We start from the raw sequence: 12,467 nt of genomic DNA, 5'->3' as shown, positions 1-12,467 counted from the left end.
GGATTTTGTAAGCTGTTTATGACATGAAACCCCTTGTTAATTCAGGCGGGGAGAGTTTTGACGGAGGGACTAACTATAAATGATTATATATATTCAGGTATAGGTTTTTAAAAATACGTGTTTATAGTTTTGTAGAAATAAAGCCCTAGTATGATTATTAATATTCAATTAGACTCTGGATTTATATCAAGAAGTTTATTTTCTGTCAAATAAAAGATAAAAGTAAGATTATTAAAAAAACAGATTTTATTTTGATATAAATGAATGTTTAAAAACCCACCTGATGCTCAGTCGCCAAACTAATAGCATCAAGGTGGTAGTATAACTCTCACACACGAATATGAGAACAATATGATTGTAACACAAGAAGACCGCGCATGCAATAATGCCGAACCTCAGACCAATAAAATTTCCATCAGCGGGAATATAGTTCCCTCTAATTGGTATCATCGCTTACTACGCCCGTGCGGTAAGTCTGATACTACCGCTATTGCCATTCTATCCGAGCTAGTATTTTTGCATCGATATAACGGCAATACCGAATTTCAATTAAATTTCAATTATTTTAAGCGTAAATTCAACTTCGGCATTTCGCAGGCAAAGGATGCCGTTATTAGGCTTGAACAAGCAGAATTACTTAAAAGAAGCCTTAGAACCGTTATAGTAAGAGGCAGACGTTTTACAAACGAGATGTTTCTTGTTTTGAATATTGAGAATGTCTTAAAATTAAATAGCCAAGATCAGGCAAAAAAATTTCCCTTAAGCGGTAGAAAAGAGAAGACTGATTCTCCTGAAATTTCCTCAGATAATATAGATAAGAAAGAAAATAATAAGAAATCTAGATCTAGCGAATCTAGTTTTGTTTCAAATTCTTTTTTAGAAAATCAAGATTCGCCGATTAGCGTTGTTACTTACAAACAAAGATTTAGCCTCGCTTCATTTTATCCATTGACTCAATCGGACATTGATAAGATGCAATACTTATGCGGTCGAGAGTTCTCAGGCAATGCTATTAACGAAATCTTACAGAGCTTAAGCATTAAACTACCGAATCATAGTTTTCCTCATAAAGCAGCATTTATTAAATACATGGGTAAAGCTTTGGCTTACGAGATGAGAGATGCGGTAAAGATTAGTAACGAGAGCTTCAGAATCAAGGGCAACATCACCTCTGAGGAAAACATCACTAAGGCTAGAGAGGAATTTCTAAACGAAATTGAAAATAGCCGAGATACTTCTGCTAAAATGCAATTAAGCCGCAAACTAGCTGGGATATTAGAACCTAGCATTGCTTACGACTTTTTAATGTCGGCTAGCTTTGTTGATAATACCGAATCTTTAAAAGCCGATAATTTTAAAATTATTCTACGTAAAAAGCTGACCTTGAGTCAATCAGAACACCGCCTAATACTTGCACAGGTACAATCGGTATACGGCGATCATATCAACCGTCTTAACATCACCTCATCTCAAGACGCGGAAACAACCGATGCTTCTTTCAAACAACCCCGTGCTTTGCAAAAAGAAGACACTAAAAGCTTTGAAGGAATATGGGGTAAAATCAGACAAGGCTTGATTGATTATTACGGCTCTGGCGGTAACGCCATGGATAATGCTTGGTTCGGTAAGCTAACGGCTGAGGTAGATTCTAACGCTAAAAAACTTACTTTAAAAGCCCCGACTAAATTTATCAAAGACTGGGTACAAAGTAATTATAGTCATCTGATAGATAAGTTATGTAGCTTGCATAGTTACAGCTTAGAGGAGGTGCGGTGCGTATGAAAAAATACCTTCAAAACCTTATGGCTACGGTTGTTATACCTACCATCTTTATTACGGGATTTAATAACGCCGCATCTGCTATTAACATTAATCCCGAGATTGCTAATATTAATTATTGGTACGGGGATGAAGATATTAGAGGAGTCATTACTAACCGCCTTGGGAACGCGGTTTACGTTGCCCCTGCCGTACTGAATTCTCCATCATTAATTAACGATGTAGCTTCCGCTGCTTTAAATGAAGCAAGAGCTGGTTTACCCGCATTAATACCCGTGAACTTAAATGGTAATCACTGGACGGCTCTTGCTATCAGGACGAAAGTAAACGGTGATGTCGTAGTATTCTACAATGATTCTTTCGGGAGTAGTCTTGGCGGAGCTACCACCGAGAGCGGCATGTACATAGAAGCTATTAAAAAACTTGTACCGAATGCGGAGATTATCGATCTGCAAGTGCATCAGCAAAATGACAGCTCAAGTTGCGGAGCATTTACTGCCGAGAATCTGATTGCTCTTAGCATGCTTGATCAGAACGCTTTAACCTATGAGGCTGCAAGAGAGGTACTAAAAGACATAACCGATGCAAAGGCTATTCGCATAATGCAGTTAAATGCCCTGAGTAGCCTATATCAGAAGATAGTAACAAGCCAAGAGTTAGCTCAAGCTAATCTTACCAAAAACAACATAGAGACTACAACCGAGCTAGCTTATCAAGAAACGGGCAATTTATCGTCATTGCTTATAAATCGTCTATCACATCTACATCTAGCGGATAACGGTGATACTGGAATATCTGCGGGCGATGAGCAATTAAATTACGGCGCGTGGGTGTCGGGCATTGTAGGTAAGGGATTGTTTAAAGCTAAATATTCTAGCAAAATAAAACACAATATAGGTGGAGCAACAATAGGTTTTGACGGCAAAATCGATGATGACACAATTTTAGGTGTTGCTTTAAGCTATAACATCAATAGCTTAAAACCAAAAGTCGCTTCTAGTAATAATGATAAAAAAAGCCACACTGATTTCTCTACTAATACCCGTTCTATAATCGGCTCTGTTTATGGCAGCATGCAAGCTGACGAGCAGTTAGTTATTCACGGTAATATTACATTGGGTAAACTCTACGGTAAAACCAAATATCAATCGTTCTTAAGCGAAGATAATAGCTTTAAATTAAAAGGCGAGCTTTTTGGCGCAAACATCGGTGCTAATTATTATATACCGCTAGCTTCGCTGGTACTAGTACCAAGCCTTACTGGCTCTTATGAGGGAGTAAAATTTGCCGCTGTAAAACAAGGTAATTTTAATACTGACAAAACCTACGTTCAAAAATTCTCTATTACGCCTAGCTTGTCTCTTGCCACTACATTTGAATATGAGAACTTTCAGCTAATCCCCGAGGTTACTGCAAGTTATACCAATTCACCTTTTATTAAATCAAAAAAACTAAAAGTTAGAAATGCAAGCGGCAGGATTTTATCTTGCAACAAAATCTCCGTTACCAAAGATTCATATAATCTGGGAGCAAGTTTAACTTTAGCATCGGAGAGAATAGAGACGAGCATCGGTTACGAGAGAACGGCTCAACCTAAATACTTAGGGCATATAGGTTATTTGAAATTAAGAATTAATATTTAGAGGTTTTTTTATGAGCGGAACAACAGAAGAAATAAGAGACACACTAACTTTCATATTAAACAAGCTGCAGACAATAGATTCTAAGCTAGATAGGCAAGAAGAAGATATTAAGGCGTATATAGAGTGTGGTTTGGTAAACTTAGATTCAAATGAGTTGCTAATAGCGGGACTAAAATCAACAAGAACTTCTTTTGAGTTGCTGCGCGATGAAATCGATGAGCTGCATCAACTAACCGTAGCACTATTTAAAGGGGAGCAAGAATGAAAGCAAACCTGTTTTTTATCGTTCTAGCGGTAGTGTTTATGATTTTCTATTTTTTATTTCTTTATCGAATGGAAAAACACTCTGATCCGCCTGTTAAAAATTTGGAGCATCGCAAGGAGTGATTAATCATAAAACACCACTCACTAGAACCAAAGAATATAGATATCCATGTGTAAATCTAAGTATCTAAAAGAAAAATCGGTAATTAATTAAACTAAAAATAAAAAGGAAAATAATAATGACAAAACTACAGACACAAACAAAATCACCGGCGCGTTTAAAGAAAAACCTAGGCCTTGCTTTATACATCGGAACTATTTGCACTGTTAGCTTTATTGCTCCCGCGCAAGCAGATTGGTTTAATGTAGGAAATATTAAAAATAATCTAATAACCCCAATATATACCCTAGTTAATGAAAATCTGGGCTTCATTGCTTTTGCGGTCGGTGGAGCTACTACTTTTTTAGTAAGAGGTCAGGACATGTATCAAAAAGGCATAGCTTTCGGTGTCGGTGCTTTAGGTACTGCTGCGGCGGTAAAGCTAGCGCAAACAGTTCTACATTTAGGTTAGGTTTATGCAAACAAGGATTTGGCAACCGCTGCGAGCGGAAGCAAAAATTTACGGCATGGCATTGCTCGGCGTTATTTGCGGTCTGGTCGGTTGCCTTGTGGCAATGATGTTTTTAGGTTTTATGTGGAGCGTTGGCGGGGCGATTCCGGGGTATTTTGTCGGTGATTTTTTATCTAAATCGCTACATGACGGTAAGGCGCAGCGTTTAATACATTGGTATTTTCCTAAATTATCCAAAACGCAATTGCCTAGCTCGTCAGTGAAGAAATTTTTTTAAAGGAACATGAATGGAAGTAAATACTGAAGATCGGTTGCAAAATACTAGCATAATGCGTCAGCGCAACTTTTTTGCAGGCTGCACTTTACTTGCCGTCATCGCTAATTTCCTACTGGTTGTTAAAATATCTAGCACGACCGAGCGTATTATCATGGTACCGGGTATTACTAAAGATTTAGCGGTTGAAGGTTCGGTTGTTTCGCAAAGTTACCTAGAAGAAACCGCGTTACTTTTTGTCTCTGCGCTGCTTGATCTAACCGCCGATACTATTTCCCTCAAGAAAAATATCATTCTAAAACATGCGAGCGCAGGATCGGAGCAAAGTCTTAAATCGTTGCAAAGCTATTTTGCCGACAAAGAGGATGAGCATAAGAAATTTGGTTTATCAACGTTCTTTGCACCGAAGCAAATGCAGGTGGATTCTAAAAATCTACAAGTTGTTATAGAAGGGGTGTTGACTAGCACCTTCGGTAAGAGAGGTTTTGAGCAAAATACGCTTAAATACTTGTTGTCTTTTGACTATGTAGGCGGTCATTTAAAATTAAAGGAATTTACCCAAGTTAAGCCAAAAACAAAAGAGGGTAATGATCAGAATAAAGAAGAAGAACAAAATAAATCAACTTAAAAGCAGTGTTTGAAGATGCATAAAGCAACGCATAAAATATTAAAGTTAATAATATATTACGGTTTATTTTTCTACGGCCATATTGCAAGCGGCGAGACTTACCAAGCGCAAGATAATGAGCCGTTGCAGATAAAAATATCTAAAACAGGCTTAAACCGTATATCTAATCCGCCTTATAAAATCACGCAAGTGACGGGAGATGATAGTAAGTTTCGTCTTAAATATGATGAGGACGGCACGAATATATATTTTATGCCCCTTAGCTCAGTCGGTGAAAACGTAGAAATTAGCATCAGAAATAATGCGGGTATCACACAGGACTTAGAGTTACAAGTATCTGATATCAAAGGTAAGTCGATTATTATAGACGGTAAAACTAGTTTAAATCTCGAACGTGTCCAAAAAAGCGATATAGCAGAGATGCTAAGAGCAATGAAAGATAACTCACGAGGAAAGTTTTACGTCCAAAACACCAACCGACAAAAACTTAGGTATATCGGCATCTTAAAAGTAGAGCAGAGTAAAATTTACAAATACAAGAACCTAGCAGGCGGGGTATTTGAAATTACCAATCCTACTAAGAATCCTATTACCCTAGACGTGTCTATTTTTGCAAAGAGTTTTGACAACGTCAAAAGTTTTTATCCGAACTTATCGGTTATAGAACCTAAAAAAACAATAACCGTACTAGTAGTACAGAAACTAGCGGGGAAATAATGGGAGATTTTAAAAAACACTTTGAAAATTTACAAGAAAAAATAAGTTCCTATTTTGTAGGTAATGACAAACCTTTGAGTAAAAAAGAAATCACTTTAAAAAAATGGTTTAACTTAAGTATAGTGGCGGTTTTAGTAATAATTAGCTTTATCGTATTGTTATTCTTTATAGCATCAAACGATAAACCTAAAGATAGCTTAGATGAGGCAAATATTGCCGATGATAGCAACATAGCCACAAAACATACCAAGATAGAACTTGGAACGGATGCAACTAAGGCGGACGTTAAATGGCAAAACTTCCTTGAAGAGTCGATCGAAACCGAAGGCAAGACAAGAGAGCAGCAAATTGAATTACTTAAAAACGCGGTAGCTAAAAGCCAAGAAGCGGGTAAGGAAGAGGTAAACACGGAACTTGATGAGCTAAAATCACGTCTTTCTTATGCTTTAAACGAAATAGATCGCTTGAAAGTAGATAATCAAAACATTCAGCAGGATATAGCCTCGCTAACTCCTGAACACGGTAACGAGACCATAGCAGCGGAGCTTGGTATCACGGCAATCAATACCAAACTCGTCACCATGCCGCCCGTATCTTCTTTTAACTATATTCCGGCAACCAGTTATGTTAGCGGTCATTTGCTCGGCGGTATTGCGGTTTCTACTTCGGTCAATTCCGCTGCCGAGCCGATACCCGTAATAATCAAGCTAACTAGCAGGGGTAATCTACCAAAGGATTTTGCCGTTGATATGAAACAGTGCCGCCTACTTGCAAGTGCTTACGGCGACATATCCTCAGAAAGAGCGATTGTGAGAGCGGAAGAACTTGTCTGCGAGGATAAAGAGGCGGGGCTTGTTATCAGCACAAAAGTATCGGGAGTTATATACGGTGATGACGGAGCAAACGGCATTCGCGGCTCTGTTGTGTCAATGTCGGATAAACATTTAAAGAATGCAGTGATAGGAGGGGTACTTAGTGGATTTAGTAATAGTGCAAAAGGACAGAACGGACTTCAGATTACACCTCTCGGAGCGGTAAGCACTAAAAAGAAAGGTATGCAAGACATGGCGCAGGACGGTCTACTTAGCGGTACAAGCTCTGCCGCCGAGAAATTAGCCGATTATCACATTAGGCTAGCCGAGAACATCTCTCCCGTCATTTTAGTACCGGGCGGCACAAAAGTAGACATAGTCTTTACTAAATCTGTTGAGATCGGCTCAGTTGATATTGAGGAAGTAATTAATGCGGAGAGGACGGGGCAATGAGCATAACAAAAAAACATTACAAAACAATAATAATGCTACTAGCTAGCTTGACTATCACATCTTGCTCAACTTACCCAAACAAGTTCAAGTGCGGTGATGCTAGAGGACTAGGTTGTACTATGCTCCATGAGGTTGATAAACAAATTGATTCGGGACAAATCGAAGAGGCTTATCAAGACAAAAATAAAGCTAAAAAATGCCACGGTAAAACCTGCTATTCAAAACCGACCGCTGAAATTCTAAAACTAAAACAAAAAGATCAAGCGGTTAACGTCCAAGATGAGCTAGAGGAGAGTTTAGACGATCTAGATGCTAATAATTTGAATTTACATTTTTAAGCGAGTAAATAAATGAAAAACCTTTATGAGGATTTTGCAAATAAAGCAGCTAGCATAATCGGTTTTGATAGAACCGACTGCGAGACTTTTGAGCGATCAAAGAGGGCGTTATTTGAAAATAACCTAAACGGAGCTGAAAGTTTAAAAGATTATTTAAGTTACAGATATTTTGATCCAAAAACTGAGAGCTTTTTGCTAGCAAACTCTGCTGCGGGTTTTTTATTAGAGATTTGTCCGTTAGTCGGTGTTAATGATTCGGTGGTAAAAAACCTTAATCAGTTTTTTGCCAAAGAGCTTCCTGCAGGCGGCTTCCTACAATTTTTCTTGCTGGCAAGTTCGGACATTGAAGATTTTTTAAAATTTTGGGGTAACGGGCGTAGCGCACCTGATCCTATTTTGCAAAGAATGACCAAGGAGCGGCAAGAATATTTACGCAAGATGGCAGCGAATTTTCATAATAGCGGCAAGCGTTTACCGAGAGTCTTTAGACTCTTTGTTTCCTACAGCACTATTTATAGAAACTGCAACGAAGCTTCGCTTACGGATTTGCAAAACTTTCGCAAAACATTAATGAGCAAACTCGGTAGTTTAAAATTACAACCTAAAATAGGTGACATCAATACTTTAATCAGAATTTGCAGAGAAATACTTGAGTTTGAACCGGGCATGCGCGCCAACTATAAATCTACCGCTCCGCTTGATTTAATTAATAATCAATGTTTGTCTAGCGGTAATTATTACCAGAGCAAAAAACGTAGCTTTGTTAATACTAAAACCGATATTGCTCACCGAGCATTTAGCGTTACGGGCATGCCTACATTCTGGTCATTGTTACAAAACATAAATTTACTAGGTGATTCTGAAAAATCCCCGCTGCCTGCAAGATTTCTCATTAGCTATACCATTAGCAACGATCATAAAAGTAAAAAAGCCTTTACGGCCAGAGGTAAAAGAATAATAGACGCGGCAGAGCGTCCGTATGCGCGTCATGACAAGGCTCTCCACGCTGAAGCCTCAGAGTGGAGAGAGATTATCAGAAGGCTAGCTACCGAAGATAACATCTTGAGTGATTCATGGATTTTAGTTGCAAGCGCATTCGATGCAAATATAGACGATGTATGCGCTGAAATCATTACCCAATATAACGGGCAAGACTTTTACTTGAGTAGTTTAGATTATTTTCATTTAGAGGCGATACTAGGAATTCTACCTATGCACGCAGCTAATTTCTGGCAAGAACTAAAAGCAAAAAAATTGGTGCAACCTGTATTGTCGTCAGAGGTAGTGGCAAAACTGCCGATCCACGCAGAATGGTATGGCGTGCCGTTATCTGGAGTACCTTTTATCGGTAGGCGCGGTCAATTATTTAACTGGAATCCCTACCATAGAATAGGAGCGGGTAATTTCAACATTAACGTAGTCGGACCATCAGGAGTCGGTAAATCGGTATTCCTCCAATGTCTTGCCGATACTATGCTAGCTGCGGGTACTAGGATGTTTATTCTCGATATCGGCGCGAGCTACGCGCCGCTTGCTAAGCTACTCGGCGGGGAGATTATAGAGTTTGGAGCATTATCTAGTTTTACCATTAATCCTTTTGTCGGTCTAAAGCCTAATATGATTGAGACCGAATTTAATCAATTGGTAGTCTGCGCTAAGGAGTTGCTTAGCATTATGTGCGGAGCTGAAGGAGAATTTGAAACCGCGAGTTTAGAAAAAGCTTTGAAAGATGCGGTCATTGCCGCCGACTTTAAACTAGACTTGCAAGGCTTTGTTGCTTTTTTGAAAGAATCTAAATCGGAAGTTTTAGAGCAATTTGCAACCAGTCTATTTTCATACACTAGAGAAGGAGTGTTCGGTAAATATTTCTCGGGCGAGAAGCCTGCCAACTTTAATAAATCTATTACTATTTTTGAGTTTGAACATGTTAAAGACCAACCCAAGCTGATAGCCATTATTCTTCAAACTCTGCTGATGCAAATAACTAGTCAATTCTTAACGGGAGATAGATCGCAGAAATTCATGATCATCGTTGATGAAGCATGGATGTTACTTGAGCATTGTGCGGGCTTCTTAGCGGCTATTGCCAGAAACCTACGGCGTTACGGTGGAAGTTTAATTGTTTGTACTCAATGTTTTGCCGACTTGCAAACCGCAGGAGAGACTCAGAATAATAATAACCACCGCAGAGCTATTTTTGAAAATAGTGCTTGGAAAATAATATTACCGCCTAATTCTCTTACCGACTTTGAATCCCATTCTGAATTTAAAGAAAAAGTGCCGCTACTTAAGTCTTTGTTGTTTGAGAACGGAAAATATTCTGAAATGTTACTCTCTTCATCGGGCATAGATGTTGTCGGTAGATTAATATTAGATCCCTTTAGCGCGGCGGTATTCTCGACCGAAAGCGGTGACTTTAACTTCTTGAACAACCAAGAAGCTGCTGGTGTACCTATGGAACAAGCAATCGATAATTTAATTAAGGCAAAAGCTAATGCAAGAAAATAGAAAAATAACGATAATAATGTTTATTACTCTTACCGCGATTCTGACCGGTATCTCCTTTTTTATAGGAAGCAGATACGGCATTAAAAACATGAAAGTTCTATATATCTCGCAAGCAGAGATACTGAATATCGAGAAGGCAAGAATTGCTAGTAACCCAACAAGCGAAAAGCAATTATTTTTCGGTAAACCTGAAACGGCTATTAAATACATAGAACAAGCGCAAAACCGAACGAGTAAAGAAGAGGTGTTAGTACTGCTCACCGATAGTAAAATATACGGACGCAACGTGCGCTCTATTTCAAAACAAGTACACGAGGAGATTATCAAGAATTTAGTACAATTTGCGGATACGGAATGAAGGTAAAAACGCAGGTTTAAATTATGAGAAAAGTAGAGATGAGCAAAACAGCAAAACTAGAAAGTTTAAAATATTTTGAAAGCGTATCTAGACTGCAGAAAGGCCTAGTTTATGTTGCGCTGTTTTTTGTATTTTGGCTAATTAATCAGATGATTTTTAGCTTAAAATTCACATGGATAGAGCAATTGTTAATCTTGATAGTATTTCCAATAGCTATATTGGGTACATTTTTCTTGGGATATAAAAAATCATTTCAAATAAATAGAGGGGATAATTTTATTAATATCCAATGTGATTTATCAGAGCTTATAATTTCGTTGAATAGATGTGGCTTTGATCTGCAAGAACAAGCAGGAGATTACTATTTGTTAAAAAATAGGTTTAGGGTTGGATGTCACAAAAAATTAACGGTAACGGGCGTTAGCGTCAAATGCATTGTATTCGGCAATGTTCATTTATTGAAAATGCTGAATGCAGATTTGGTTACATTAAAAACAATTTATACCACCAAAGCAACATAAATAGAAAAACAAATAATGACGGCAATGATTAAAAATTTAGTGGAGTAATTAAAGTGAGCAATAAAAAACAATATTTGAACTTATTAAGTTTATATTATGTCGAAGGTATGAGGAATATCTTAATATCATCGATAAACAGCTTGTTTGTGGTGTTCTTTTTGTATTTTACCGGTTTGCACGGTTTTAGCCTTTTTATACCTTTTATCGTAGGCTCTTGGACAGTGTTTTATATAATTTGTGCATATAAAAGCGGTCAAGTAAGTGTTGTAGATAATTATTTCTATTTTCAAGGAGATTTAACGGAATTATTCATTTTGCTAAATAAGTGCGGATTTAGTTTGGTATCTGAATTAAGCGGATATTACACATTAACCGCTACAAACATTGTAGGCATTATAGGGCAAATCTGTCTTAAGTCGGAACAAGAAAAGGTTATTATTTTTGGTAACACTAAACTGATTAAAATGCTAACTCACGATTTGCCTAAACTTCAAGCAATGTATAACGAGCAATAAACATGGCAAATGCGAAAACAATAGCGGAAATAATTATGCGCCCTCTTAATATTTGGATAGTAAGTCGGTCTATTGCTACTCCTAGAGGAAAAAGTAACCATGAATATTGCCATATTTCATGTTGTAATAAATCCAATTTCTTTTGCAGATCGTTTAAGTCTGCCATTGCATTGTTTGAAATAAGAATTGTAACAATAAAAATAATAAAAACTTTATTACAAAACACGAGACTAAACAAAAGAATTAATTTTGTAAGCATAAAGATACTCATGATTTTTGCAATCAACTTCAATGCCGATGCCAAGGACTTCGGTATAAAGGGTCATACTTATCAAATAATTGAGCAACCGTTTTTACGAATGATAGATGAAAGATTGCAGAAAGTTGATATGAAAAAAGAACAAGAGAAAATGACTGCAATTGTCAAAGATCGAGTTCTCAATCCCAAAGCTGTTGAATGGTTGCTACCAGCTACTAAAAGCAGAGTTTTTTATTTCGACCCTACCTATACACTAGAAGAGGATGCGGTGTTACCTTGTGGCAAAATATTGCACAAGGCTGGTACAAAAGTAAATCCCCTTGAACATATGGATTTAAACAGGAGGTTATTTTTTATCGATAGTAGGCAGGTAGCTCAAGTAAAATGGTTAAAATCGCAATTAACCGTAAGTAATCTTGAAATAAGTAACAACCTAGCCGATCAAAATGAGCCGATCGAAGACAGAATCATTTTAGTCGGCGGGAGCGTCTTTAAACTAAAAGAAGAGCTAGGCAAGGAGCATGAAAACAAAATCTATTTTGATCAACAAGGTGAGTTAACGACTAAATTCAGTATTAAGGCAAGCCCTGCCGTTGCAGTACAGGAAGGGCTACGGCTTAAGATAGAGGAATTAAAATTATAACTAATACTAAAGAGTTAAGTTTAAAAAAGTAATAAAATGAGCAATAAAACAATAACAGAAATTCAAAACGATAACGAAGAGTGTAATTTTTTACAACCTCATATCGGTGAAGGGCTTAATAGTAAATTCTTTAAGATAGTGAGAGTCGGCTTATTTTTGTTATTTATATGGACATTGATAGAG

General features: G+C 37.5%; 14 protein-coding genes. All 14 read left to right on the top strand.

The features are described from left to right. Positions 1-351 precede the first annotated feature (351 nt). The 14 genes from Megvenef_RS03475 to Megvenef_RS03410 all read left to right on the top strand — a co-directional run bounded on the left by Megvenef_RS03475 (position 352) and on the right by Megvenef_RS03410 (position 12,284). Positions 352-1,782, top strand: a complete 1,431-nt coding sequence (locus Megvenef_RS03475; protein WP_322776605.1) for a DnaA N-terminal domain-containing protein — start codon at positions 352-354, stop codon at positions 1,780-1,782. Then, on the top strand, positions 1,779-3,422 hold the full coding sequence (locus tag Megvenef_RS03470) for an autotransporter outer membrane beta-barrel domain-containing protein (RefSeq protein ID WP_322776604.1): 1,644 nt from the start codon (positions 1,779-1,781) through the stop codon (positions 3,420-3,422). The genes Megvenef_RS03475 and Megvenef_RS03470 overlap by 4 nt, the downstream gene beginning before the upstream one ends. 10 nt (positions 3,423-3,432) lie before the next feature. Continuing rightward, entirely contained in the window at positions 3,433-3,687 is a 255-nt protein-coding gene (locus Megvenef_RS03465) for a hypothetical protein (protein ID WP_322776603.1), read from the top strand. A gap of 238 nt (positions 3,688-3,925) precedes the next feature. Beyond that, complete coding sequence (locus Megvenef_RS03460; protein ID WP_322776602.1) at positions 3,926-4,258, top strand: hypothetical protein; 333 nt, start codon at positions 3,926-3,928, stop codon at positions 4,256-4,258. A gap of 4 nt (positions 4,259-4,262) precedes the next feature. After that, positions 4,263-4,535, top strand: coding sequence for a hypothetical protein (locus Megvenef_RS03455; protein WP_322776601.1), 273 nt, complete (start codon positions 4,263-4,265; stop codon positions 4,533-4,535). A 10-nt stretch (positions 4,536-4,545) separates the two neighbouring features. Then, a complete protein-coding gene (locus tag Megvenef_RS03450) occupies positions 4,546-5,160 on the top strand; it encodes a TraE/TraK family type IV conjugative transfer system protein (protein WP_322776600.1) in 615 nt (204 codons plus the stop codon). Positions 5,161-5,175: 15 nt separating this feature from the next. Next, entirely contained in the window at positions 5,176-5,877 is a 702-nt protein-coding gene (locus tag Megvenef_RS03445) for a TraK domain-containing protein (protein WP_322776599.1), read from the top strand. Next, on the top strand, positions 5,877-7,142 hold the full coding sequence (locus Megvenef_RS03440; protein ID WP_322776598.1) for a TraB/VirB10 family protein: 1,266 nt from the start codon (positions 5,877-5,879) through the stop codon (positions 7,140-7,142). The genes Megvenef_RS03445 and Megvenef_RS03440 overlap by 1 nt, the downstream gene beginning before the upstream one ends. Next, complete coding sequence (locus Megvenef_RS03435) at positions 7,139-7,480, top strand: hypothetical protein (protein ID WP_322776597.1); 342 nt, start codon at positions 7,139-7,141, stop codon at positions 7,478-7,480. The genes Megvenef_RS03440 and Megvenef_RS03435 overlap by 4 nt, the downstream gene beginning before the upstream one ends. 12 nt (positions 7,481-7,492) lie before the next feature. Continuing rightward, a complete protein-coding gene (locus tag Megvenef_RS03430) occupies positions 7,493-9,988 on the top strand; it encodes a TraC family protein (protein ID WP_322776596.1) in 2,496 nt (831 codons plus the stop codon). Continuing rightward, complete coding sequence (locus Megvenef_RS03425) at positions 9,975-10,346, top strand: hypothetical protein (protein ID WP_322776595.1); 372 nt, start codon at positions 9,975-9,977, stop codon at positions 10,344-10,346. Before Megvenef_RS03430 ends, Megvenef_RS03425 begins: the two co-directional genes overlap by 14 nt. Before the next feature lie 23 nt (positions 10,347-10,369). Further along, positions 10,370-10,867 carry a hypothetical protein gene (locus Megvenef_RS03420; RefSeq protein WP_322776594.1) on the top strand — a complete coding sequence of 166 codons (498 nt, stop codon included), beginning with the start codon at positions 10,370-10,372 and terminating at the stop codon, positions 10,865-10,867. A gap of 53 nt (positions 10,868-10,920) precedes the next feature. Further along, on the top strand, positions 10,921-11,382 hold the full coding sequence (locus tag Megvenef_RS03415) for a hypothetical protein (RefSeq protein ID WP_322776593.1): 462 nt from the start codon (positions 10,921-10,923) through the stop codon (positions 11,380-11,382). A 2-nt stretch (positions 11,383-11,384) separates the two neighbouring features. Continuing rightward, positions 11,385-12,284: a hypothetical protein gene (locus tag Megvenef_RS03410; RefSeq protein WP_322776592.1), complete on the top strand. Its 900-nt coding sequence runs from the start codon at positions 11,385-11,387 to the stop codon at positions 12,282-12,284. Positions 12,285-12,467 lie beyond the last annotated feature (183 nt).

Source organism: Candidatus Megaera venefica (assembly GCF_034554655.1).
In the GTDB taxonomy this organism is placed as follows: Bacteria; Pseudomonadota; Alphaproteobacteria; order Rickettsiales; family Rickettsiaceae; genus Megaera_A; species Megaera_A venefica.
The sequence above is the reverse complement of the archived record's forward strand: the minus strand, read 5'-3'. Positions and strand labels throughout refer to the sequence as shown.